We start from the raw sequence: 24,807 nt of genomic DNA on the forward strand, positions 1-24,807 counted from the left end.
GCCTGGGCAACCTATGAATAAAAATTCGAGGGGCCAGTATGCACAGCCAAGCGTCCAATCCATCCGCCACACCCGAGCCCGAAACGCCCAACGCGGCGGGAGGCAAGCGCAGCGTATTCGCGGTGATCCTCGGCAATGCCGTGGAGTTCTTCGATTTCGGGGTCTACGCCACCTTTGCGGTGATGATCGGCCACACCTTCTTTCCCTCCGACAGCGCCTTTGTCAGCCTGATGTTGTCGGTCACCGCCTTCGGAGTGGGTTTTATCGTGCGGCCCCTGGGGGCGGTGCTGATCGGCGCCTACGCCGACCGCGTCGGGCGCAAGCCGGCGATGCTCCTGACCCTGGTGATGATGGCCGTGGGCACCGGCAGCATCGCCATCCTGCCCAGCTATGAAAGCATCGGCATCGCCGCACCGATCCTGCTGGTGCTCACTCGGCTGATCCAGGGCCTGGCCTGGGGTGGCGAGGCCGGCCCCGCCACCACCTACATCCTCGAAGCCGCGCCAGCCCACAAGCGCGGCACCTACGCCTGCTGGCAGGTGGTGGCCCAGGGCGTGGCCGCCATGGCCGCCGGCACCGTGGGCTACACCCTGACCCAGGTGCTGTCCCCCGAGGACCTCAACAGCTGGGGCTGGCGCGTGCCCTTCGTGTTCGGCCTCTTGGTACTGCCAATCGGCATCTACATCCGCCGCAACCTGGCGGAAACCTTCCATGGCCAGGGCGAAGAAGCCAGCACCGGCAGCCTGGTGCGCCAGGTGTTCGGCGAGCATCGCCGGGCGCTGGTGCTGGGGCTGCTGATTCTGTCGGGCAGCACCATCACCCAGTACTTCATCAACTACATGACCACCTTCGCCCTCACCGAACTGAAACTGCCCACCAGCATCTCCATGCTCTCGACCCTGGTGGCCGGCGCGGCCATGGCGGTGTGCGCGATTGCCGGCGGCATGCTCTGCGACCGTTTCGGCCGCCGCACCATCCTCATGGCGCCGCGGGTGGTGCTGTTGCTGGTGCTGTTCCCGGCGTTGCAACTGATGACCGAGCACCCCAGCCCGACGACCTTCCTGCTGACCCTGGCGGTGCTCTCCGGGCTGCACGGCATGAGTGGCGCGGCGCTGATCGTGCTGCTGGTGGAGAGCTTTCCCAAGGCGGTGCGCTCCACCGGTTTCTCCATCGTCTACGCCTTTGGCGTGGCGGCTTTCGGCGGTACGGCGCAGATCATCATCACCTGGCTGATCGGCACCACCGGCAACCCAATGTCACCGGTGGGCTACCTGCTGGTGGCCAACCTGGTGTGCCTGACCGCCGCCTGGTTCGCCAAGGAAACCCGCCCGCAAGCACCCGGGCGCAGCAACCCCGGCCAACGGCTCGCAGAAGCCCGCGCCCGCTGAGCATTCGCCGCACTGCCCAAAACCCTTTTCCGGCACCGCGCCTTCCTCTACCCTGCCGGCCGCGCATGACCGCGGTCGGGCGGAGGTTCGACGCCTTTGATTTGTGGGGAAGCGACATGAAACAGCTCGTACTTTGCCTCCTGGCCATGAGCGCCAGCAGCCCCCTGCTGGCCCAGGACAACCCGCGCCCAAGCCAGCAGGCCCAGGCCCCGGGCTTTATCGAAGGCAGCAGCCTGGACCTCAACCTGCGCCATTACTACTCCAACCAGCACACCCAACGCGACACCTACCTGACGATCAAGAAACCCGACGGCAACCAGCGCACCCGGGTGCGGGAAACCTGGGTACAGACCGGCATGCTCAAGTACAGCTCCGGCTATACCCAAGGGCTGATCGGCATTGGGGTGGACGCCGGCCTGTTCAGCGCAGTGAACCTCGAGCGCGGCCACGGCCGGGTGGCCAACGGCGGCGACCGAGTGCTGGTGGACAGTGACGGCGACGCCCTGCCCACCTGGAGTCGCCTGGGCATCGGCGATGTCCGCCTGCGCCTGTCCAACACCGAACTCAAGGCCGGGCGCCTGATGACCGACAACCCGGTGCTGCGCTACAAGGACAACCGCGCCCTGCCCTCCAGCTTCCAGGGCGTGGGCGTTTACAGCAACGAAACCGACTGGCTGTCGCTGCAGGCCGGCAGCTTCGACCGGGCCATCCCGCGCACCGGTACCGGGAGCGAACGCCTGACCACCACCTTCGGCAACCGCGCCTACAGCGGCGAGCGCATCAGCTACCTGGGCGCGACGGTCAAGTCCGGCCTGGGCCTGGAAGGCAGCCTTTATGCTTCACGCTTCGAGAACATGTGGGACCAGTACTACCTGGGCCTGACCCACCGCGCCGGGGACAAAAGCCGGCTGGCGCTGAAGACCACGTTCAACTACTACCACACCCGGGACCAGGGCCAGCAGCGCCTGGGCTACATCGATAACGACGCCTTCAGTCTGGCGCTGACCGGCAGCCATCAGGCCCACAGCCTGACCCTGGCCTGGCAGCAGGTGTTCGGCGACGAGTACTTCGACTATGTGTGGGAGTCCACCGGCAACTACATGGCCAACTCCCTGTACTCGGACTACAACGGCCCCAATGAAAAGTCCTGGCAGTTGCGCTACGACCTGGATCTTGCCGCCTACGGCGTGCCCGGGCTGAGCGCCAGCCTGTGGCACGCCAAGGGCTGGGGCATCGATGGCACCCAGTACGACGGTGACCGCAATGGCCGCAACCGCGGCTACAACGTACGCGGCCTGGACGGCGCCAAGCACAACGAGAATGGCCTGATGCTGGCCTATGTGGTGCAGTCCGGACGGCTCAAGGATGCGGTGCTGCGCACCATCGTCTACAACCACCGCGCCAGCGGCGGGCAGATCGACGGCAGCTATGACGAGTTCCGCCTGGTGGGGAATTTCCCGTTCAACCTGTTCTGACCACCGCCCCTCCTCCGTAGGAGCCGGCTTGCCGGCGAAGAGGTCCGTAAGCCGTGCAGCGCTCTTGGAAACGCTTTCGCGGGCAAGCCCGCTCCTACGCCAGGCTATGGCGTTGCATCGCCCGGACAAGCATTTCCTGGCACCTGAGGGTCGCCACCGACAAGGGCCGGTTGCGCACCACGCACAGGTCCACCCGGATCCGCTCCAGGTATTGGTCGTCGATCGGCACGGCCACCAGCCCATCCCCCAGGTCCCGGGCCTCGGCATCCACCTGGGGCAGGATCAGCACTGCCGCACGTTGGCGGGCCAGGCTTTTCTGCACCTCCAGGGAGCTGGTGGTGAATACCGGAAGGATGTTCACTCCGCGCTTTTTCGCCGCGCCCTCCAGGGCCTGGCGCACGCCGTAGGCCGAGTCGGGAATCGCCAGGGGCTGGCCCTCCAGATCCTGCAGGCGAATGCTCGGGCACTGGGCAAACGGGTGCTCGGCGCTGACCAGTACCCGGTGCCACAGTTGGCAGTGGGCGGTCACCTCCACTTCGGCCCGTTCCGGCAGGTAGAACGCCAGGCCCAGGTCGGCCTCGCCGCTGCACAGGGCATCCAGAGTGGCGCCGGCACTGGCGATGACGATGTTGAAGGTGACTTTCGGATGGGCCCGGTTGAACGCCGCCAGCACCGGCGCCAGCACGCTGGAAACGATACTTTCCGACACATGGATGCTGACGTTACCCGCTACCTGGCTCTGCCGGCTGGCGATCACATCGCGCACCTGGTCGAAGCCGCGCAAGGTGGAGGTGACCTGCTCGGCCAGGCATTCACCCTCCACGGTCAGGCGAATGCCCCGGGGCCCGCGCTCGATCAGCGCGGTGCCGAAGAAGTGCTCCAGTTGCTCGATCTGCCGGCTGACTGCGGTGGGGGTCACGTACAGGCGCTCCGCCGCCTGACGCAGGGAGGCGCACCGGGCCACCTCGTGGAAGTAACGCAACGCTCGTAATTGCATGGCCGCGGGCCCCATCGTTGAACTGAGCCATGAGGCAGGCAATTACTGCGCCAGCCGCAGCGCCCCGGAACCGTTCAACACGCGGTTTTCACACAAAAGATTGATCTGAACGATGCCCCTGCCTACCCTGCCAGGGCGCCGATGCCTCATTCGGCAAGAACCCTCCCCGCCCCCTTGCCGTCTGCTTCCAAGGATTTCCATGAGCACTCTGCCCCGCACCGCACCACTTGCCGCAACCCTCACCGCCCTGGCGCTGCTTGGCGCCTGCTCCAGCGTGACCCGGGAGATCAACCCGGAGCCCACCATCACTTCCGCCGGCATCCTGGCCTTTCGCGATATCTGCCTGAAGTCCGCGCCGTCCTTCGCCGGCGCCGAGACCGCCGCGCGCAACCATGGCATCAGTGACCTGACCGATGCCGGCTTCGCCAAGATGGGCATGAACGAGGACCAAAGCCTGGGCGTGCAGATACAGGCCAACAAGGAATGCGCGATCACCACCCCGACCCAGAACGACAGCTCGCTGACCCAGCAATTTCTCAGCGTGGCCGGCAAGTTCTCCAGCACCCCGGTGGCCCAGAGCGTACCGAGCAAGATCACCCTCAACGGGCAGACCTTCATCCTCATGCACGACCGTCGTGGCGGTGAAGCCTATGTGATGCTCAAGACGCAGTGACCGCGCTGCATCCTAGCTCTGGCTGAGCTGTCGCTGCGGCGGCCGGCTCAACGTCAGAACCCGGATCAGGGCGGCCGCATTCATCGGTTTGTAAAACAGAAAGCCCTGGGCCGCATCGACACCCAGGCGCTGCAGGTGCGCACGTTGCTTTTCGGTCTCGATGCCTTCGGCCACCAGCTCCAGGTTCAGCGCACCGGCCATCCCCACGATGGCCTCGATGATCCGGGTTTCCTTGGCCCCCGTAGCGTTGGCGACAAATCCGGAGTCCAGCTTGAGCTGCCCAAAGGGAATGTCCGCCAGGCGCATGATCGAGGAATGCCCGGTGCCAAAATCATCCAGGGACAGACGCACGCCACTGTGCACCAGCACACTGATGTTCTCGATGCACTGCATGCTCAGGACCAGAGCCTGGCGCTCGGTGATCTCCAGGGTCACCTGGCGCGTGGGCACCTGCGCCTCGTCGATCTGTTGCAACACCCGCAAGGCGAATTGCGGATCGCTCAGCTGGCTGGCCTCAATGTTGTAGGAGAACATCAGGGCATCGCCGCTGACGTGGCCCTGCAACTGCCGCTGCAGCGCCAGGCCCTGCTGCAACAGGCAATCGAACAATTGGCGATGGCCCTGCGGGCTGTCGAACAGGTCAAGAAAGAACTGCGGCCCCAGAACCCCCTTGTGAGGATGCTGCCAACGGGCCAGGACTTCGGCGCCGGTGATGCGCCGGGTCTTCATGCAGACCTGGGGCTGGAAAAAAGGCACGATCTGCCGCTGTTCCAGGGCCTGGGAAACATCCAGTTCGGCCACCCAGTCGTTGTTGGCGCAACCAGCTCCCGCCGCCCCTGGAGCATCGTCACGTGCATGGCCTTTCACCGTACGCTTGATGGCCAGCGCCTTGAGCAGCAAGGCGCTGATCTGCAGCGTGTCCAGCTCGCTGTAACTGCCGACGCAGTACTTGCCGGAACGCACGCGAAAGTTCGCCAGCCCCCAACGGATCGGCGCTTGCAGCGCTTCGCATTCCATCATCGAGAAAAAGCCGTGGTGCTCGCAGAGCCTGCGCAGGTAGGGGATGGCGTTCAGGGAGTGCAGCGAGTCGCAGATCACCAGGTCCAGTTCATCCAGGGCGGGCGGGAACTGAGCGCCGTCGCAGTCATCGCTGATCACTTGTACCCGAGCAAAACCGCAAGACGCGAGAATTCTTGAAAAATGTCGAACCCGAAAAGCGTTCGAACACAACAACAGTACGCTCAGCGTCGACATCACCGCGGCTCCGGATAAAAAACCATGCTAGCCAAATTGAACTCAACTGAGTTCAAGACACTTCGCCAATGGAAGTAGGAAATTTCTGAGACTTGGCACTTTCTCAAGAAATTCCGGAGCCAGAGCTGGTCGGCCGAGGTCGGCGCCTCCTGGGCAGCGCCCCGTTTACCCGGAGTGCATGGCGACTATGGAGCACTGGCAATGGCCGCAATCTCCCTGCGCAACCATTGCAGGCCCGGCGCCTGTTGCTGCTGGCGATGCCAGATCAGGCTGACCTGCACCGGCGCCGCCAGCAGCGGCAGGCTGGCGATGCGGATCGGCAGCAAGGCGCAGAAATGCTCCGCCAGGTAGCGTGGCACGGTGCCCAGCAGGTCGGACTGGGCAACGATCAGCGGAATGCTCAGGTAGTTGGGCACGAACACCTGCACCTGGCGCTGGACCTTGGCCGAGCCGAGAACGATTTCCAGGGGCGAGCCGCGCCCACCCCGATCGGGAATCGCCACGTGCAGGCAAGCCTGGTAGGCCTCCAGGCTCAGTTCCGGGGCAAAGGCCGGATGGTCGCGACGGCCGATCACCACCAGTTGCTCCTCAAGCAGCGGCTGGTAGCACAGGTCCGGGCTGTCGAAATACAGGTAGTCCACCGCCAGGTCGAGCATCCCGGCACCGAGCCAGGCGGCGATGGCGTCGGCGCTGTCGCTGCGCACCGCCAGCCGGACCCCGGGCGCTACCTGCTGCAGGCGTCGGGACAGGGCCGGCAGCAGGCGCGCCTGGGCGTAATCGTTCATCGACAAGGTGAACAGTTGCTGGGCCGCCGCCGGCTCGAACGCCGCAGCAGGATCGAGGCCCTGCTGCAACAGGTGCAGGGCCTGGCGCACGGCCACATGCAGGCTCAGGGCCCGGGAGGTGGGTTGCATGCCGCGGGCGGTGCGAATGAACAGCGGCTCGTCCAGGTGCCGGCGCAGGCGCGCCAGGGCATTGCTCACCGCCGGTTGGCTGAGGTTCAGGCGTACCGCGGCCCGGGACAGGTTCTGCTCCTGCATCAAGGCGTCGAACACCCGCAACAGGTTGAGGTCCAGGCGCTGCACATTGAGCTTCATGAATAATGCCCATCGAAATTATCCAGGGGCTGGATAATTCGCGGCGCCAGCCCCGGCTGTCAATAACGGCAGCCGGAGCAAGGGGTCACTCAGCAACCCCTGGACCAGCATTGCTCTCGGGCAGGAAAAGGCGCGCTGCCAGCCAGCAGGTCAGGCAGGCAGCCACGAATAGCACCAGCATCTCCACCTGGTAGTCGGCGAACTGTGCCTTCTTCACGCCATGGACCACCAGGGCGATGAAGATCAGCGCCCATAGGCTGGCCACGCTTGCGCCCACCAGGGCCAGCACCGCACAGGCGCGCGGGCTGTGGTAGACCTTCATCAGCGTCACCCCCAGGGCGAAGACCAGGAACGGCAGCAGAAACGCCACCTGGGCCACCAGCGGTGCAAGCACCGGCATCAGCAGCAACTCGCCCCCCCGCACCTCCCCCAGCAATCGCGGGTTGCTGGCCAGGTGGGCCAGCAGCGTGACGAACTTGAAGGCGCCGAACACCAGCCCCAACACCAGCGGGCAGAAGAAAAACGCCATGAACACCCGGCGTCGCGGGTAAGCCGCCGCACTCATGGCGCACAGCCCTGGCTCTTGGAGTAGCCCAGCAATTTGCAGCCAAACTCCACCCGGGACTTGTAATCCAGAATATCCACGCCGCCATCCATTCCTTTTCGATCACCGATCATTATCTCGGGCATGATCGACGTATCGGTCACCAGCCCGGAAAGCCAGGTGAATGCACTCCGGTCGCCCATGTACTGCTCATGAATCGGCTGCAGGATAGTCTGTTCGCCTTTCAATTGCTTGATGTCCCAGGCGACCGGATCGCTGGTGGCCTTGTTGTAGAGGTTCTTGAAGTTCTCGAAGCCACCGGTGATCAGCGCATCCCCGGCTGCCTTGCGCCAGTCATAGACCGGCGCCATCAGCCGGCCGACACCAAAGGTTATGTACGAGAGGTTATCGTCGGCTCCCAGGCCGGTCCAACCGGCCCTGGACACCTCTTCCGCCCCACCGAACCACTTGGCACCAATCCCCATGTTCTGCTCGTAGACATGGCTGGCACCAAAGAAATTGGCCCGGTTGTCGATGGTGTTCAAGTAGGTCACCAGGCGCCCGGCAGCCCCTTCGGTGTTGTAGAGATAGTCGAAGGTGTTCTTCGAGGAACGGGTCACATCCTTGTTCATGATGTTCCAGGCATCCTTCATGGCCACGTACTTGATCGAGGCATTGACCGCCGCGCGGCAACTGTCGCTGGTCGGCGCCTTGTCGCAGAGGCTGCGCATTTCCGAGTCCAGCCACTCGCTGAGTTTCTCGGCCTTGGCCACCGCAGCCTTCTTCTGCTCATCGGTAGAGCAGGTACGTCCCGACAGGCAGTTGCCCACCTCGTCGAAGGCCTGGTGCGTCAGGTAGTTGTACTGAGTGCCATTGGCCGCCACCGCCGAGGCGATGCTCATGTCACCACCGGACGCCGACGCGCCGAGTACACCGACAATCTGCGACAGGGCCATCAGGTTGGCCTGGGCCTGGATGTACTCCGGCGAGCCGGGGATCAGGTTGTCCGGCAGCAGCTTGTCCCCCAGCACCCCCACCAGCAACTCGTTGGCACCACCGGCGATGGCGCCGGTGCGAAAATCACCGCCCATGGCTTCAGACAGCAGGCCGCCAAGCCCGGCATGCAGGGCGATTTTCGCCAGGCCGCCTTCGGTCAGGCCCAGGTCGCCGATCTTGCCGGCACCATAGGCCCCGCCAATGCTCGCCGCGGTGCCGGCAGCGGCGCTGGCCAGGTTGTCCTTGAAGCTGCCGCCATAGACCGCAGTCTTGATCAGGGCATCGGCCGTGACCTTGACCGCCACGGTCTGCAGGCTCTTGGCATCCAGGCCCATGGCGCTCGGGTTGTAGTTCAACCCCTGGGCCACTCCGGCGGTGGCTGCGGCCACTGTGTAGCCCTTGATGCTCTCCTTGGAGGTCACGTCCTTGAGGACCTTGCCCAGGTTGCCGCGGTTGTCGATGGTGCTGACCGTGGCCTTGGTGGCGACGTTCACCGCCACTGCCTGGAGCATGGTGTTCATCCCGGCCATCATCGGCCCCATCACCGCCGCCAGGGCGATGGCGATGATCAACTGCGCTGCCGGGCCCAGGCCCGAGTTGTTGTACTTGAAGGACTCGTGGATCTCCTTGACCTGGCGCCAGTCGACGTCGCCCCGGGCCTCGGCCTGTTTCAGCCAGGCCAGTTGCGGGTCGGCCTGGACCATGGCGTCGATGGCCTGGCTGACGCTTTTCTGGTCGATGTGCTTGATGTCGATCTTCAAGCCTTCCACGGCCTTGATGGTCAGGCTGCCGCCGGCCACCAGGCTGCTCTGGCGCAGGGTTTCATCGGTGTTGCCGCGGCCTTTGGAGGAATTCCAGAAGGCATTGTTATTGCTCTTGGTGTGGCTTTCGTCGTGCAGGTCCTTGACCCCCTCGAAGGTGATCGCGCCGCCACTGTCCAGGGTCAGGTCCTTGGCGCTTTCCAGCTTGGCCACCTGGTATTTCTGGTCGCCGCCGCTCTTGAGGGTCAGGTCGCCGCCAGTCGTGATCTCGCTGCCGATGTTGGTGACCTGGGTCACCTCGTCACGGCGGGTCTTCTTGCGGCCCCAACTGCCCTTCTTCTTCATGTCGTACAGCGAGTAGTCGCTGTCCTGGGCCGCCAGCAACTCCAGGTTGTCACCGGCCACCAGGTAGGCTTCGTTGCCGGCGCTGATACGGCTGGAGATCAGGCTCAGGTCCTTGCCGGCACTGAGGACCACATCGGCCCCGGCGGTCAGCGAGGTGCCGATCTGGCTGACATGGTCTTCCTGGCGGGTGACTTTCTTGGTCTTGGAGTAGCTGTGCTGTTCATCCGCCGCCGAGGCCAGGGTCAGGTCACCCGCCGCATCCATGGCGATGTTGCGCTTGGCCTCGATCTGGCTGGCGACTGCCGTAAGGTCGCGTCCGGCGCTGACCGCCAGATCCCTTCCGACGCTGACGCTTGAACCGTGCTGGGTGATGCTTTCGTTGAGGTAGCGGTCGCGGGTGAGCTTGTCGTGCTCCTGGGCCGATACCAGGTTGACGTCGCGCGCAGCGATCAGGGTCGTGTCGCCGCCACTGCTCAGCACCCCGCCGATGTTATTGATATCGCGACCGGCACCGACATTCAGGTCGTTGCGGGCCTCGATCCGCCCGGCGTTGTCGGCGTAGTCCAGGCGCTGGGTGGTGGAGCCCGGGTTGCTCTGGAAGGTGGTGATGCTGCGCTCGTTGATCACATCCCCGGCCAGGGCGCGGACCGTCACGTCACGCCCGGCGATAATACCGCCGGACTGGTTGATCACGTTGTCCCCGGCCAGCAGGTTCAGGCGATTGCCCGCCTCGATCAGGCCACCGTTGATCAGGTCAGTCCCCGCCGTGGCACTGAGGTTCTCACTGGCGCGCAAGGTCCCGGAGTTGACCAGGTCCTTGCCGGCGATCAGGGTCACGTCGCGGCCCTGGACCAGCGCGCCATTGGGCGCCAGGCGGTTGTTGGCGTTGGCCAAGTACAGCACTGGCACCAGCACCTTCTCGCCGTTCACCTCCTGCTCTTCGAGCCAGACGATGTCGTGGGTCAGGGCCGCCACCTGCTGGGAAGTCAGGGTCACGCCCACTGCCAGGTTGAGCGAATCCTTGCTGGCGATGGCGTTGTTCATCAGGTACTTGAACATGCCCTCATCGCTGTTCTGGCCATCGAGAAAACGCTGGCCGGTACGGGCCGTGACCGCTTGCTGGATCAGGCGCTGCTCGTAAAAACCATCACCCAGGCGCTTGGCGCTCTGGTCCGGGTCGTAGCCCAGTTTCGACAGCAGATAGTCCGAACCCATGAACTGCTTGAGGTCGGTGAGCAGCGGGTTGGTCTCGATCAGGTACTTGTGCGGATTGCTGCGCACACTGCTGTCCGGCAGGCCCTGGACGCGGTTGACGCTCTGGTTGCCAGCACTGCCCGTGGGCAGCAGCACGCCCCCCGGCGAATCCCCGGCCACGGCGTTCACCTGCACCGTCGCTGCGCGGCCATCGATGCCCGTGGCCTGGTGATCAACCAGGTTCAGGTCGCGAGCGCCCAGGGCCACTTGCGGCAGCGGCCGGTTGCTCAGTTCCCGGGGCTGGACCGGCTCCGGACCGGCCTGGCGAGTGCTCAGTTCCAGGCTGGCGCCGCCCATGCTCCAGCTCTGCGCCGGGGCCGAGGGCTGCGCTGCGCCGCCCTGGCCGCTCAGGCGGAACAGGCCGTTCTGCCCGGATGGCAGGCTGAAGTTGGGCAGGCTCAGGGGGTTGACCTGCTGCTGCGCCAGGTCCGGCGGTAGCTGGGAGTGGAGCACTACCATCAGCGGCTTGCTGGAGGCGCCCACCGCCGTGTCGCGGGTGCTACCGCCCACGGCGATGGCATTCTTGACCACGCTGATATTGCTGATGTCGTTGGCTGCCGTGAGCCGGGCCTTGCCACCGGCCTGGATGATGGCCGGCGCGGCGGAAGTGCTCTGGGTCGAGGTCTCTACCGGCCGGTCGATGCCATAGAAGATCCCCGGGTTGAACTTGGCCACCAGGGCGGCGAAGTCCTCCTGGTTGAAGGCACTGCCCTGCGGGTGCGCCCGGTCATAGGCCTGCACGTCACGGGCCAGCTGGAAGAACAGCCCGCGATTGATCTTGACCCCGGCGCCGACTTCATAGCCGGAAGAACCGGACGCCACCAGGGAGGCCTGGTTGGTGATGGTGCCGCTGGTGATGCTCAGGTCATTGCCTGCCGACACGGTGCTGTAGCGGTTGAGGAAGCTGGTGCTGTTGACCGTCAGGTTGCCCCCCGCGTTCAGGGTCGACTGCGGCGAGTCGCTGGTCACCACGCCTTCCACCGTCCGGTAGATAAACACCGGCCCCCGGACCCAACTGGCGCCACCGCCGCAGTGCTGGACGCAGCGGATGGTCATGCGGCCATCGGTGATCTGCTGGCTGGCTTCGTATTTTTCCCGGTCGTTGACCAGATCCAGTGCAGCGATATTGATATCGCCGCCGCTCTGGATGTTGCCGGAGATGTTTCTCAGGTTTTGGGCCGAGGTGCCTGCCGCCATGCCGGCCACAGTCAGGCCGCCCAGGCTGTAGAACTCGCCATAGCTGTTGGTCAGGGTATTGACGTTGAAGCCGGCGTTCTGGCCGCTGAATACGAAACCGTGGTCGTTGACCAGGGTCGGGGTGGTCAGGTTCAGGTCCTGGGCGGCGCCCAGGGTGCCGGTGTTGAGCACGCCGCCGGCATTCACCGAGAGTCCGGCGTTGGAGGTCAGGCGCCCGGCGTTGTTCAGTTGCCCGGCGACCGTGACCTGGGTACCGCCGCCACCGGCGATGCTGCCCGCGGCGCCAAGGTTGAGCTGGGCCGCGCCAAAGCCAAGGGTGCCCAGGCTGGATACCCGGCCATTACCGGAATAGGTGCCGCCGATCTGCAGGTCCAGGCTGCCATCACTGGCCAGCAGCCCGTCGTTGTTCCAGTTGCCACCCCGGGCCTGCAAGTGCTGGCTGGCCAGCAACTGGCCAGCGGCGGTCTGGCTGAAGTGGTTGACGTCGAGGTTCAGGCGCCCGGCCTGGATCACGCTACTGTTGGTCCAGCTGTCGGCGGTCAGCGTCAGCCCGCCCCGGGTGACCAGGCTGCCGCCGGCGTTGATCACGTTGCCGGTGGCGATATCGAAGTTGCCTTCGCCCAGGTGCAGCAGGCTGCCACCCTGATTGAGGAAACCCGACGCCGCCAGGGTCAGGTCGGTGTTGGCGGATTCCAGCAGGCCGTTGCGGTTGTCGAACAGCCCGCCGATCTGCAGGTCGGTCTTGCCGCCAGGGGCCAGGGCCCGCAGTTTGCCGCCCTGGTTGTCCAGGCTGGCGCCGCGCAGCGCCAGGCTCTCGCGGCTTTCAATCAGGCCGCCCTGGTTGACCAGGGAACCGTTGAAATCCAGGTCGATGTGCTGGCCGTTGATCTGCCCGGTGCTGTTGTCGAGCTGATTGCCGCTGGCCTTGACCCGCCCGCTGGCATACAGGCCGCCGTGGCTGTTATCCACCCCGGCGCTGCCGGCATTGAGCAGCAAGTCGCCACCCTTGGCCGCCATGCGTCCGGCGCCGTTGTCGAAACCGGCCAGGGCTTGCAGATCCAGGCGCTGGGCCTCGGCCTGGCCGCCATGGTTGTTCAGCACCCCCGATATCCGGGCCTGGAACAGCCCCTTGAGGCTGGACAGTACACCCGCGCGGTTATCCAGGCTGGCGCCTTGAATGTCCAGGTCTCCATCCTCGGCAATCAGCTTGCCGCCCTGGTTATCGATGCCCCCGGTCGCTGCCAGGGTCTGGGCCTTGGCGCTCTGGATCGCGCCCTTGGCATTGTTCAGGCTGCCGGCGCTCAGGCTCAGGCCGGCGTCGCGGCTGTAGATCAGGCCGTCATTCTGGTTGCGCACCTCGCCACTGACGTTGACCTGCAGCGCACCATTGGCGGCCAGGGTGCCGCGGTTACTGTTGTCCAGGCTGTTGCTGAATAGAGTCATCAGGTTCTGGCTGACCAACTGCCCGTCCTGGTTGTCGATGCGGCTGGAACGCTTGAGCAGCAGCGGGCCGCTGGCGGCCAGCTTGCCCTGGGTGTTGACCAGGGCACCCAGAAGATCGAGGGTCACCGCGCCTTCACCGCGCAGGTTGCCACCCTGGTTGTTCAGGCTATTGCCGGTGAAGTTCAGGCCGCCCACGGCGCTGAGGCGGCCGCCCTGGTTGTCCAGGTCGCCGGCGCCGATGTCGAGGCTGGCGCTGCTTTCAATCAGCCCGCCCCGGGCGTTGTTCAAACCTCCACTGCCAAGGATCAGTTGCTGCTCGCCCTTGCTGGTGACGATGCCCTTGTCGCTGTTGTCCAGGCTCGCGGCCTTAAGGGTCAGCTGACCCTGGCTGGCCAGCCCGCCTTGCGCACTGTTGAGCAAGGCGCCGCTGAGGTCGATATTCAGATCCCCCAGCAGGCTCGACAAGGTACCTTGCTGGCGGTTGTCCAGGCTGCCGCCGCTAACCTTGAGCCCCTGCCAGCCGGATATCAGGCCCTGCTGGTTGCCCAGGTTCACGGCCTCGACCCCAAGCTGCTGGTGGCTGATCAGCTTGCCGCCACTGTTGTCCAGGCTGCGCCCGGCCAGGTTGAAGCCCTGGGTGCTGGAGATTTCCCCGGCCTGGTTCTGCAGGTCCCGCAGCCCGGCAATGCTCAGCACGCCCTGGGTGTTGATCAGGCCCTGGCGGTTGTCCAGGTCCGAGCCTTGGGCCCCCAGGTCGATGCCCACACGGGTGCCGCCGAGCAGGCGCCCACCCTGGTTGTCCAGGCCGTTGGCGCTGATCTGCAGCGGCCCGGCGGCCTGGATCAGGCCCTGGTTGTGCAACGGGCCAGTGACCCGCAGGTCCAGTTCGCTGTCGCTGAGCAGCGAGCCGCTGTGGTCCAGGCTAGCGGCATCGATCTGCAACGCGGCGGCGGCGATCTTGCCCTTGAGCGCGGTCAGCGCGCCCTCGATGCGCAAGGTCAGGGCCTGGTTGCTGAGCAACTGCCCGGCGCTGTTGTCCAGGCTGCGGGCGGCCAGTTCGAAAGCCTGCTGGCTGGAGATTTCTCCCTGACGGTTGTCCACCGCGCCGAGGTTGCTCAGCAGTAGCACACCGGGGGCATTGATCAGGCCGCCCTGGTTGTTCAGGGTGCCGTGGTTCAGGTCCAGGCTCAGGCGGCTCTTGCTGAACAGCTTGCCGCCCTGCTGCTGCAACCCGGTGACCGAGGCCGTCAGGGCCTTGGCGCTGCCGATGCTGCCCTGCTCGTTGTTGACCTGGGCAGCGTTCAGGCTCAGTTCATCACCGCTGTTGAGGTTGCCGCCCTGGCTGTTGTCCAGCGCTCCGGTAGTGAGTGACAGCCGGCCCTTGGCGCTGATGATGCCCTGCTGCTGGTTGTCCAGCCGGGCACTGGCCAGGGTCAGGCCCGCGTCGCTCAACAACTTGCCGCCCTGGTTGCTCAGGGCCTGCCCGGCGCTGACCTGCAAGGCACCACCACTGGACAGGCTGCCCCGGTCGTTGTTCAGGTTGCGGGCCTGGGTCGCCAGGCGGCCTTCGCTGCTGATCCGGCCTTTGCGGTTGTCGAGGTCTTCACCCAGTTCCAGGTCCAGGCGCTGGGCCCCCACCAGTTGCCCGCCCCGGTTGTCCAGGCCGATGCCGCTGAGGCTCAGGCCCTGGTCCGCGGAAATCAGGCCCAGGTTCTGGTTGAGCACCCGGGCCACCTTCAGGGTCAGGTCACCACTGGCCAGCAGGCGGCCCTGGTCACTGTTGTCCAGGCGCTCGCCGCTCAGGTCGATCTGCCGGCTCGACACTTCACCGCCGCGGTTATCCAGTCGCCCGACCTGCAGGTCCAGGGCGCGGGTGGCGCCCACCAGCCCCTCCTGGCGGTTGTCCAGGCTGGCGGCCTTGAGGGTCATCTGCCCTTCGGCCAGCAGTATTGCGCCCTGGTTGTCGGCGTGCCCGCTGACCTGCAGTTGGCTGTCGCCACGGCTGTGCAACTGACCGTCGCGGTTGTCCAGACTGGCGCTGCGGCTGTCGATGGCTGCAGCCGAGATCAGCCCCTTGACGTTGGCCAGGGCCTGCTCGATGCGCAGGGTCAGGGCCTGATTGCTCAGGAGCTTGCCGGCACCGTTGTCCAGTTCCCGGGCGTTGAGGCTGAAGGCCTTGGCCCCGGAGATTTCACCGCTGCGGTTGTCCACCCGGTCGAGGTTGCGCAACAACAACTGCCCCGGGGTGTGCAGGTTGCCGCCCTGGTTGTCCAGCAGGCCATGGTTCAGGTCCAAGGTCAGGTCGGCGTTGCTGAACAGCTCGCCGCCCTGCTGCTGCAGACCAGTGATGCTGGCATTGAGGGCCTGGTCGCTGCCGATCCGGCCCTGGTTGTTGGTCAGTTGGGCAGTGGTCAGGGTCAACTGCCCGGCACTGGTCAGGCTGCCGCCCTGGCTGTTGTCGAAAGCGCCGGTGCCCAGGCGGGCATCGGCCTTGGCGCTGATCACGCCCTTGTCGCTGTTGTTCAGGCTGGTGCTGTCCAGGGTCAGCCCCTGCTCGGCGACGATCGAGCCGCCCTGGTTGAGCAGCGCCCCGCGGCTGTCGAGGCTCAGGGCCCGGGCACCGGTCAGGCGTCCGCCGCGGTTGTCCAGGCTGCCAACCTTGAGGGTCAGCAGGTCTTCGCCGCTGATCAGGCCGCGCTGGTTGTCCAGGGCTGCGCTCAGGGTCAGCAGCAACGGCTTCTGGCTCACCAGCTGGCCGCCGCTGTTGTCCAGGCTGTCGCCACTCAGGGTCAGCCCTTGCTTGCTGAACAACAGCCCCTGGTTCTGGTTGATGACCCGGGCCACCTGGAGCAGCAGGCGCTGGTCCGCCAGGACCTTGCCGCCATCACTGTTGTTCAGCCCCTGGCCGTTGACCTGCACTTCCCCCTGGCCCGACAGTGCACCACCACGGTTATCCACCTCGACGACGTCCAGGGTCAGGGCCTTGAGGGAGGCCACCAGGCCCTGGTCCCGGTTATCCAGGGACTGGCCCTGCAGATGCAGAACGCCTTCGGCCACCAGCTCGCCGCCATGCTGGGCAAGGCTGTCCACCTGGGCATGGAGTTCGCCTTTGCTGGCGATGCGGCCAGCGTGGTTGAGCACCTCGCCGCTGTTCAGCGTCAGGGTTGAAGTGGCGCTGAGCAGGCCACCGCTGTTGTCCAGGCGGTTGCCTTCGACGGTGACGGCGGTCCGGCTTTCCAGGCGGCCCTTGTCGCGGTTATCCACGTCACGACTGTGCAGGCCCAGGGCCTGATCGGCATGTATCACCCCACCGCGGTTGTCCGCACTCTCGCCGCGCACCACCAGGGTGTCGCTGCCGGAAATCCTGCCCTTGCGGTTGTCCAGTTGCCCGGCCTGTACTTCCATGGCCTGGTTAGCCTGAATCAAGCCCCTGTCCTGGTTGTCGAGACGCCCGGCGACCTGGACCTCCAGGCGCTTCTCGCTGCGCAGGTTACCGGCCTTGCTGTTGTCCAGGGATGCGGCCTGCACCTTCAGCAAGCGCTCCGCCCCCAGGGCACCGCCACGGTTGTCGATGGCCCCGCTGGCGTTGATATCCAGGGTTTCACCGGCCATCACCAGCCCGGCGACGTTGTCCAGCGCCGCCAGTTGCAGGCGAACCTGGCTCAGGCTGCTGAGCTCGCCGTGGCGATTGCCCAGGTGGCCGATCTCGGCCTTGAGTTGGCCGTCGCTGGTGATCAGGGCATTGTGGTTCAGCACCTGGGTGGCCTGCAGTTCCAGGCTGTCGCTGCTCAGGACCCGGCCCTGGTTCTGGTTGTCCAGAGTGCCGGCGCTGACCTTCACCTGATGCTGGCCACTAAGGGTACCGCCCCGGTTGTCCAGGGTCTGGGCCGTGTTCAGGGTCAGGTCGCGGCTGGCGATAATGCTCTTGCCGCGGTTGTCGAGATCCCGGGCGTTGAGGCTGATATCGCCGTTGGCGTTGCGAGAGTTATCGGCATTGACCCCGGCTTCGATGATGCCCTGGTTGCTCAGTTGGCCACCGCTGTCCAGCTGGATGCTGTCGCGGGCGGCGAGGGTTTTCTGGCTGCTCAGGTCGCCCCGGGTCTGTACCTTGAGTTCGCTGCCGGCGTAGACCGCGCCCTGGGCCTCCAGGCTGCCGGCCTTGATCGCCACCGCGCCCTTCTCGGCAGTGGCGTCGGCCATGCGCAACTGGCCGTTGGCATCCAGTTGGATATCACCGCCACTGGCGATCAGCTTGCCGTCGAGCTTCACCCCGACCCCGGCTTCAGTGCCCACCAGCTTGATCGCCCCGGCGTACATGCCGCCGAGGGCTGATGAGTCGATGGCCAGTTGCGGTGCATCCACCGGGTTGGCGGTGCGGGCCGTGGCGTTCAAGGTCTTGGCGTCGACGTCGTTGGCCCCGGCGATCACCGCCAGGTGCCGGGCCTGGATCTCGGCGTTGATCTTGGCGCTGCGGGTGATGATTTCGAACTGGTCGATATTGCTCACGTTGAGGCCTGCACCCTCGATGGCGACGCTGCCCTGGTCCACTTGGTAACGCTGGAGCTGGCCGTTCTCGATCACCGGCTTGCCGGTGGTCAGGGTGGCTTTCGGGGTGTTGATGAAGCCGCAGCCGTTGCAGGTCACGCCGTAGGGGTTGGCGACAATGACATGGGCCGCTTGCCCGGCCACTTCGGTGTAGCCCTTGAGCTGGCTGGGGCTGCCGCCGTTGACCTCGTTGAGGATCACATTGGCCGCGCGGCCACCCAGGTTGGAGTTGCCGAGAATGATTCCACCGAGCTGGGTTTCCTGGGTGCGGCCGGTGGCGTTGTTGAGGATCAGCCCCTGCTGGCCGACGTTGTAGTCGCTGAACTTGTTGTGCGACAGGCCGCTGCCATTGGGCGTGGCAATGTTGACGATGGGCACGCCATTGCCGGCCTGTCCCAGTGTTGTACCGCTGCCGTTGACCACGATGCCGTCGGCCATCGCCACCAGCGGCTGCCAGAACATCATGTTGGCCAGGACGAACGCCAGGCTGCGCTTGGACAAGCCGCAGAACGAATCACGGGATTGCAGGACAGCAGAGGGTTGCTGGGCCAGGAAGGTGAAGTGGCGAACGTCCATGTCAGTCTCTTAGCAATGCAGGAGCACAAGCCCCTGGAGCCTTCATCCTGAAGGCCCATGGCGAGGAAAAATTGATTTCGGCAAGCAGGGTCGAACTGGCAGCCCCTCGATGCCTGACAGGCAAAACGGAACCAGAAAGAAGCAGAGTGCGAGCAGAAATGATATCAATTCAATATCAAAATACTAAATAGCCACTATTCTGGCGTCAATCTTTCATTCGCCTCGCTGTCGTTTCCCTGGGCTTTATCCAGGCATTTTCAGCCTGATGAATAATCCTCATTCCCACTATCCATTGGCTGGATAATTACCCGCCGGCTACGCTGCTGCCCATAAAAACAACAACGGGAATCGGGCCGTGCGAGAAACCACCCAGCACTTTCGTCAGCAATACCGAGCGGCAGTCAGTCCGCGCTACAACCCCTGGCTGCATGGCGGCTTTGTCCTGGCCTATGGCCTGCTGTGCATCGGCCTGCTATGCAGCACCCTGAGCCAGGTGCAGCCCCTGGAATGGCTGGCGGTGCCGCTGGCGCTGCTGTTCTTCAACCTGTGCATCTACGTGGTGCACCGCTGGCTGGGGCATCACAAGCAGCGCTTCGCGCGGATGTTCTATGCCCGCCATACCGGCGACCACCACAGCTTCTTCGCCCCCGGGCTGATGGCTTATGAAGGCTACCGGGACTGGCGGGTGATTCTGTTTCCGGCCTGGCTGATCGTGGTGCACAGCCTGCTCTTCGCCCTGCCCCTGTGGGCGCTGCTGCGCCTGTGGAATGGCAACGTGGCGGCGCTGTTCGCCAGTTGCACCCTGCTCGGCTACCTGGCCTACGAGGTGTTCCATGCCTGCGAGCACCTGCCCGCCAATCACCCCCTGGCGCGCCTGCCCTGGGTGCGGCAGATGCGCCGCCTGCACGAACTGCATCACCGCCGCGAGCTGATGCAGGAGCGCAACTTCAATATTGTCCTGCCGCTGATGGACTGGCTGTTCGGTACCCTGCACTGGCAACCGCAAGAGCCGCCCGCCGTCACTTCCACCCCTGACGAGGCCACGCCCATGACCCGCATGCAGCACCAGGTCGACATCCCCCGCAGCGCCGCCAGCACCCTGGCCTATGCCGCCAGCTCGCGGCTCTGGCCACAGTGGCACCCCTCCTCGCTTAAGGTCGAGGGCGCCGAAGGCCCGCTGTTCGCCGGGCAAGGCTTCGAGGAAGACATCCATGCCGGCGGGCGCAGCGGCCACCTGAGCTGGACGGTCGAGGAGTACCTGCCCGGGCACCGCTGGCGTGCCAGCGCCCGGGGCGATCACGGCCTGCACCTGCAGGTGACCTACGAATGCCAGCCCCTGGGGGCGCAGCACACGCGCTTCGTGCGGACCCTGGAGTACGGCTTTGACAACCTGCTGATGCGCCTGGGCAATCAGCTGTTATTCAAGCGACGGATAGAACGGGAATCCGCCGCCTCATTGCTGGCATTGTGCGAGATGGCCCAGCAAGCTATCCCGCTGCCCGCCACCGAGGCCCCCGGCCGCCCGTCCTGAGGCCGCCCCGACAGGAGTCATTGCATGAATCAGATTGCCCCCCGCCGCTTCAGCGGCCTGCGGATTGTCCTGCTGGTGCTGCTGGCCGTCCTGGCCTTCCTGCTGCTGATGCCGACCAGGGTCCAGCCGGTGGCCTGGAACCCGGCGCCGGCGCCGTCCCTGAGCCAGGGGCCGTTTGCCGAGAACCAGAAGCTCAAGGCCGTGCAGCCGGTGGGCGCCCGGGACATCGACGGCCCCGAAGCCCTGCTGCTGGAACACGAACAACTGCTCAGCGGCCTGCATGACGGCCGGGTGATCCAGAGCAGCCTCGACGGCAGTGCGCTCAAAGTGCTGGTCAATACCGGCGGCCGGCCCCTGGGCCTGGCCCGGCACCCGGACGGGCGCCTGATCATCGCCGATGCCATCAAGGGCCTGCTGGCCCTGGACAGCCAGGGCCAGTTGCAGACCCTGAGCACCGAGGCCAAGGGCCTGAAGTTCGGCTTTACCGACGATGTGGCGGTCGATGCCGCGGGGCGCTACGCCTACTTCAGCGACGCCACCAGCCGCTGGGGCTATGGCCATGACGGCGAAGCGGTGATCGAGCACGGCGCCGATGGCCGCCTGCTGCGCTACGACTTCCAGAGCGGCACCACCGAGGTGCTGCTGGACCGCCTGGAGTTCGCCAACGGCATTGCCCTGGGGCCGGACGAGGCCTATGTGCTGGTCAATGAAACCGGCGCCTACCGCATCAGCCGCTACTGGCTCAAGGGTGACAAGGCCGGCAGCCACGACCTGTTCATCGACAACCTGCCGGGGCTGCCGGACAACCTGAGCTTCAATGGCGCCGGGCGTTTCTGGGTGGCCCTGTACGCACCGCGCAACCCGTTGCTCGATGCCACCGCGCCCTACCCCTTCGTGCGCAAGATGCTGGTGCGGGCGATGACGGTATTGCCCAAGCCGGTGGAGAAACGCGGCTTCGTGCTGGGCCTGGATACCCAGGGCCAGGTGATCGCCAACCTGCAGGATGGCAGCAGCGGCAACTACTCGCCGATCACCACGGTGCGCGAATATGGCGATGCCTTGTACCTGGGGTCGCTGACGGCCAGGCACATGGCCCGGTTGTCGTTGAAGGAGGCGCTGGCGCCTTGAGGCTGGGGGCGTTGCAGCTTGGGGTGGGGACAGCCCAGCGGGCGTCTGGGCGGCTATGCCGCCCAGCGGGAGCAAGCTCCCTCGCCACAACAAGCGCCTTGCTACTGCGAGCGTCTTTGTTACAGGGGGGTCAGGAACCGGCGGTGAGTTTCCCGGCGATCTCATCCTTGATCAGCAGGCGTTTTTCCTTGAGTTTCTTCAGTTCGTCGTCTGCGGCAGCGGCAGCTTCGGCCTTGAGCACCTGATCGTCGATGCTGGTGTATTTGTCGAACAGCGCATTCAGGTGGGGGTCACTGGCCCGACGCTGTTGAATGTCTTCTTTACTGCAGCTCAGGTCCTGGTAAAGGTCGTGGGTCACCGGCATGGAACACCTCCGTGGTTGATCGGCAGCAAGGGCGTCATCACGCCCCCGCCGGTTATCAGAATGGCCTCGCCGGACCGGGTCTGTCGACCGCCAATCAGACCAGCGGTAACCGTTCGTCGCCACTTTTGCCCTGGATCAACGTCCGCCCAGCGCTTGGGCAAGAAAGGGCGCGGTACGGCTAGTGCGCTGCTTTGCCACCTGGTGCGGGGTGCCGCAGGCCACCAGGGTGCCGCCCTGGTCGCCGGCTCCAGGGCCGATATCGATCACCCAGTCGGCCTGGGCCACCACGCGCATTTCGTGCTCCACCACCACCAGGCTGTGCCCGGCGGCCACCAGTTTGTCCAGTTGCTCCAGCAGACGGTCCACATCCCGTGGGTGCAGGCCGGTGGTGGGCTCGTCCAGCACGTACAGGGTGGCGCCCCGGGCGGTGCGCTGCAGCTCGGTGGCCAGCTTGATGCGCTGCGCCTCACCGCCGGACAGCTCGGTGGCCGGCTGGCCCAGGCGCAGGTAATCCAGGCCGATGTCGCGCAGCACTTCCAGGGCGCGGCGGATGCCCGGTTGTTCGGAAAACACCGGCAAGGCCTGCTCGACACTCAATTGCAGCACCTGGGCGATGTTCAGGCCCTGCCAGGTCACGGCCAGGGTCTGGGGGTTGTAGCGCGCGCCATGGCAGGTCGGGCACCGGGCGAACACGCTGGGCATGAACAGCAGCTCGACGCTGACAAAGCCCTCGCCCTCGCAGGCCGGGCAACGGCCCTTGGCCACGTTGAAGGAAAACTGCCCGGCGTCGAAGCCCCGCTCCCGGGCCTCGTCGGTGGCGGCGAACAGCTTGCGCACCTGATCGAACAGCCCGGTGTAGGTCGCGAGATTGGAACGCGGGGTGCGGCCGATGGGTTTCTGGTCCACCTGCACCAGGCGCTTGATCTGCTCCATGCCGGCCACCACCCGCCCGCCGCTGCTGACCGGTGCGTCGTCCGCCAGGTCCAGCTCCGGCGCCTCATCGCTGGCCGAAGCCTTGCCCAGGTGCGCGCCCACCAGTTCCAGCAGGGCCTGGCTCACCAGGCTCGACTTGCCGGAACCGGAAACCCCGGTCACCGCGGTAAAGCAGCCCAGGGGAAACTCGGCGTCCAGCTCCTTGAGGTTGTTGCGGCTGATACCTTCCAGCCGCAGCCAGCCCCGGGGCGGGCGCGGGGTACGCCGGGCCGGGGCCTGCTCGGGAAACAGGTAGGCCCGGGTCTGGGACTGCGCCACCTCGGCCAAGCCGGCCGGCGGGCCGCTGTACAGCACCTGGCCACCACGCTCTCCCGCCGCCGGGCCCACGTCCACCAGCCAGTCGGCACGGCGCATGGTCTGCACATCGTGCTCCACCACGAACAGCGAGTTGCCGGCGGCCTTGAGCCGCTGCAAGGCCTCGAACAGTGCCTCGGCATCCGCCGGGTGCAGGCCTGCCGAGGGCTCGTCCAGCACATAGATCACCCCGAACAGCTGCGAGCCCAGCTGGGTCGCCAGGCGCAGGCGCTGCAACTCACCGGAAGACAGGCTCGGCGTGCTGCGCTCCAGGGCCAGGTAGCCCAGCCCGAGGTCGGTCAGGGTGCTGACCCGCTCCAGCAGGTCCTGGGCGATGCGCTGGGCGGCCAGGCGCTTTTCCAGGGACAGGTTCGGCGTATGCCGCACATCCGGCGCGCCACGATGCTCCGGGGCGCCCTGGGCATGGCGCTGCTGACGCGCGGCACGGGTCTGGGCGTGGCTCAGCACCGGATCATCGGCGGGCGCCTGCTCCAGGTAATCTGCCGCCGCCACCGGCCGCAGCACCTCGGCCAGTTGCAGCAGCGGCAGGCGCGCCAGCTCGCCGATATCCAGCCCGGCAAAGGTCACCGCCAGGGCCTCGCGCTTGAGCCGCTTGCCCTCGCACAGCGGGCACGGGCTGCCGCGCATGAATTGCGACACACGCTTTTTCATCAGCGCGCTCTGGGTGTGGGTGAAGGTGTGCAGCACATAGCGCCGGGCGCCGCTGAAAGTGCCCATGTAGCTGGGTTCCTGCTTGCGCTTGAGGGCTTCGCGGGTCTGTTCCGGGGTCAGCCCGGCGTACACCGGTACTGTGGGGGTTTCTTCGGTGAAGAGGATCCAGTCACGCTGCTTTTTCGGCAGTTGCTGCCAGGGGATGTCGACGTCGTAGCCCAGGGTCACCAGGATGTCCCGCAGGTTCTGTCCCTGCCAGGCCAGGGGCCAGGAGGCCACGGCGCGCTGGCGGATGGTCAGCGAAGGGTCGGGAACCATGCTCGCTTCGTCGACCTCATAGACCCGCCCCAGGCCATGGCATTCCGGGCAGGCGCCCTGGGGCGTGTTCGGCGAAAAGTCCTCGGCATACAGCATCGGCTGCCCCGGCGGGTAGCTACCGGCCCGGGAATAGAGCATGCGCACCAGGCTCGACAAGGTGGTCACGCTGCCCACCGAAGAGCGCGTGCTGGGAGTGCCGCGCTGCTGTTGCAGGGCCACCGCCGGCGGCAGGCCGTCGATGCGGTCGACATCCGGCACCCCCACCTGGTCGATCAGGCGCCGGGCATAGGGCGCCACCGATTCGAAGTAGCGACGCTGGGCCTCGGCATACAGGGTGGAGAACGCCAGGGACGACTTGCCCGAGCCCGACACCCCACTGAACACCACCAGCGCATCCCGGGGAATGTCCACGTCGACATTCTTCAGGTTGTGCTCGCGGGCGCCGCGCACCCGGACAAAACCGCTGGCTGGAAAGGACGAAGGGCTCGCCTGGGAAGCATCGGAGGGGCTACGGGAAGCAGTCATGAACCAGCCTTATGTCGAGAACCGCGAACAGTCGAAGCGCGATCATCACACAAGGTCCGAGGCCCGAGGTAAGCCCCGTGGAAGATCGACGCGCGTACCCGGGGTTCGAGCCTCGCCCCCGGCGCAATGTTCCCTGGCGCTTCAGCGACCGTGCTGGCGGCGGGCTTGCTGCTCGGTGCTCAGACGGGTGTGCTGGAGGTCGTAGCGCAACTCGGCAATCAGCTCCGACAGCGCCCGGGAGCTGGTCAGGCCGCGGGTGGCGATGCCGGTGACCAACAGGTCGACGCGCCCGCTGGCGGGGTCGCAGATGCGCACAGTCATGGCCCCGTCGTGGCCGACGGTGCACTGGCAATGCAGGGGCAGGAAGCTGGTTTCAACGATTCTGCGCAGTTCAAGGGTGGAGATCACGGCGGAGCATCCAAAAAAGGTTGAGAAGA

At 65.7% G+C, this 24,807-nt stretch carries 13 protein-coding genes; 5 read left to right on the forward strand and 8 right to left on the reverse strand.

Annotated elements, in window-relative coordinates; all coding sequences use genetic code 11:
- Positions 1 to 38: 38 nt before the first annotated feature.
- Positions 39 to 1,388, forward strand: coding sequence for a citrate-proton symporter (locus PFLCHA0_RS18565; protein WP_015636101.1), 1,350 nt, complete (start codon positions 39 to 41; stop codon positions 1,386 to 1,388).
- 116 nt (positions 1,389 to 1,504) lie between these two features.
- The gene (locus PFLCHA0_RS18570) at positions 1,505 to 2,863 is read left to right on the forward strand and encodes an OprD family outer membrane porin (protein WP_015636102.1); all 1,359 of its coding nucleotides are present in this window, start codon (positions 1,505 to 1,507) and stop codon (positions 2,861 to 2,863) included.
- 94 nt (positions 2,864 to 2,957) lie between these two features.
- On the opposite strand, the gene PFLCHA0_RS18575 is transcribed toward PFLCHA0_RS18570, so the two are convergent.
- Positions 2,958 to 3,860, reverse strand: coding sequence for a LysR family transcriptional regulator (locus PFLCHA0_RS18575; RefSeq protein ID WP_015636103.1), 903 nt, complete (start codon positions 3,858 to 3,860; stop codon positions 2,958 to 2,960).
- 199 nt (positions 3,861 to 4,059) lie between these two features.
- Here PFLCHA0_RS18575 and PFLCHA0_RS18580 point away from each other — a divergent pair, with 199 nt between their 5' ends.
- Entirely contained in the window at positions 4,060 to 4,533 is a 474-nt protein-coding gene (locus tag PFLCHA0_RS18580; protein ID WP_015636104.1) for a hypothetical protein, read from the forward strand.
- Positions 4,534 to 4,545: 12 nt separating this feature from the next.
- On the opposite strand, the gene PFLCHA0_RS18585 is transcribed toward PFLCHA0_RS18580, so the two are convergent.
- From PFLCHA0_RS18585 to PFLCHA0_RS18600, 4 genes are all read right to left on the reverse strand, one after another.
- Positions 4,546 to 5,691 carry an EAL domain-containing protein gene (locus tag PFLCHA0_RS18585; RefSeq protein ID WP_041752355.1) on the reverse strand — a complete coding sequence of 382 codons (1,146 nt, stop codon included), beginning with the start codon at positions 5,689 to 5,691 and terminating at the stop codon, positions 4,546 to 4,548.
- Between the two features lie 281 nt (positions 5,692 to 5,972).
- On the reverse strand, positions 5,973 to 6,884 hold the full coding sequence (bsrA, locus tag PFLCHA0_RS18590) for a LysR family transcriptional regulator BsrA (RefSeq protein WP_011061963.1): 912 nt from the start codon (positions 6,882 to 6,884) through the stop codon (positions 5,973 to 5,975).
- An 85-nt stretch (positions 6,885 to 6,969) separates the two neighbouring features.
- Positions 6,970 to 7,449, reverse strand: coding sequence for a hypothetical protein (locus tag PFLCHA0_RS18595; protein WP_015636106.1), 480 nt, complete (start codon positions 7,447 to 7,449; stop codon positions 6,970 to 6,972).
- The gene (locus tag PFLCHA0_RS18600) at positions 7,446 to 18,545 is read right to left on the reverse strand and encodes a two-partner secretion domain-containing protein (RefSeq protein ID WP_015636107.1); all 11,100 of its coding nucleotides are present in this window, start codon (positions 18,543 to 18,545) and stop codon (positions 7,446 to 7,448) included. Before PFLCHA0_RS18600 ends, PFLCHA0_RS18595 begins: the two co-directional genes overlap by 4 nt.
- Before the next feature lie 355 nt (positions 18,546 to 18,900).
- On the opposite strand from PFLCHA0_RS18600, the gene PFLCHA0_RS18605 reads away from it, so the two are divergent.
- On the forward strand, positions 18,901 to 20,076 hold the full coding sequence (locus PFLCHA0_RS18605; protein ID WP_015636108.1) for an SRPBCC family protein: 1,176 nt from the start codon (positions 18,901 to 18,903) through the stop codon (positions 20,074 to 20,076).
- 24 nt (positions 20,077 to 20,100) lie between these two features.
- The gene (locus PFLCHA0_RS18610) at positions 20,101 to 21,204 is read left to right on the forward strand and encodes an SMP-30/gluconolactonase/LRE family protein (RefSeq protein ID WP_015636109.1); all 1,104 of its coding nucleotides are present in this window, start codon (positions 20,101 to 20,103) and stop codon (positions 21,202 to 21,204) included.
- A gap of 130 nt (positions 21,205 to 21,334) precedes the next feature.
- Here the strand turns inward: PFLCHA0_RS18610 and PFLCHA0_RS18615 are convergent, their stop codons facing one another.
- From PFLCHA0_RS18615 to PFLCHA0_RS18625, 3 genes are all read right to left on the reverse strand, one after another.
- Positions 21,335 to 21,568: a DUF465 domain-containing protein gene (locus PFLCHA0_RS18615; protein ID WP_015636110.1), complete on the reverse strand. Its 234-nt coding sequence runs from the start codon at positions 21,566 to 21,568 to the stop codon at positions 21,335 to 21,337.
- A gap of 135 nt (positions 21,569 to 21,703) precedes the next feature.
- A complete protein-coding gene (locus tag PFLCHA0_RS18620) occupies positions 21,704 to 24,370 on the reverse strand; it encodes an ATP-binding cassette domain-containing protein (RefSeq protein ID WP_015636111.1) in 2,667 nt (888 codons plus the stop codon).
- A gap of 141 nt (positions 24,371 to 24,511) precedes the next feature.
- Positions 24,512 to 24,778, reverse strand: coding sequence for a DUF1652 domain-containing protein (locus PFLCHA0_RS18625; protein ID WP_011061967.1), 267 nt, complete (start codon positions 24,776 to 24,778; stop codon positions 24,512 to 24,514).
- Positions 24,779 to 24,807 lie beyond the last annotated feature (29 nt).

Origin of the sequence: Pseudomonas protegens CHA0 (assembly GCF_000397205.1) — a bacterium.
GTDB classification, from domain to species: Bacteria; Pseudomonadota; Gammaproteobacteria; order Pseudomonadales; family Pseudomonadaceae; genus Aquipseudomonas; species Aquipseudomonas protegens.

What these genes read in the sequence shown, in the direction of transcription:
- bsrA (WP_011061963.1), bottom strand. Translation starts at nt 6,884, where the DNA reads ATGAAGCTCAATGTGCAGCGCCTGGACCTCAACCTGTTGCGGGTGTTC.
- PFLCHA0_RS18600 (WP_015636107.1), bottom strand. Translation starts at nt 18,545, where the DNA reads ATGGACGTTCGCCACTTCACCTTCCTGGCCCAGCAACCCTCTGCTGTC.
- PFLCHA0_RS18575 (WP_015636103.1), bottom strand. Translation starts at nt 3,860, where the DNA reads ATGCAATTACGAGCGTTGCGTTACTTCCACGAGGTGGCCCGGTGCGCC.
- PFLCHA0_RS18595 (WP_015636106.1), bottom strand. Translation starts at nt 7,449, where the DNA reads ATGAGTGCGGCGGCTTACCCGCGACGCCGGGTGTTCATGGCGTTTTTC.
- PFLCHA0_RS18610 (WP_015636109.1), top strand. Translation starts at nt 20,101, where the DNA reads ATGAATCAGATTGCCCCCCGCCGCTTCAGCGGCCTGCGGATTGTCCTG.
- PFLCHA0_RS18570 (WP_015636102.1), top strand. Translation starts at nt 1,505, where the DNA reads ATGAAACAGCTCGTACTTTGCCTCCTGGCCATGAGCGCCAGCAGCCCC.
- PFLCHA0_RS18615 (WP_015636110.1), bottom strand. Translation starts at nt 21,568, where the DNA reads ATGCCGGTGACCCACGACCTTTACCAGGACCTGAGCTGCAGTAAAGAA.
- PFLCHA0_RS18565 (WP_015636101.1), top strand. Translation starts at nt 39, where the DNA reads ATGCACAGCCAAGCGTCCAATCCATCCGCCACACCCGAGCCCGAAACG.
- PFLCHA0_RS18620 (WP_015636111.1), bottom strand. Translation starts at nt 24,370, where the DNA reads ATGACTGCTTCCCGTAGCCCCTCCGATGCTTCCCAGGCGAGCCCTTCG.
- PFLCHA0_RS18580 (WP_015636104.1), top strand. Translation starts at nt 4,060, where the DNA reads ATGAGCACTCTGCCCCGCACCGCACCACTTGCCGCAACCCTCACCGCC.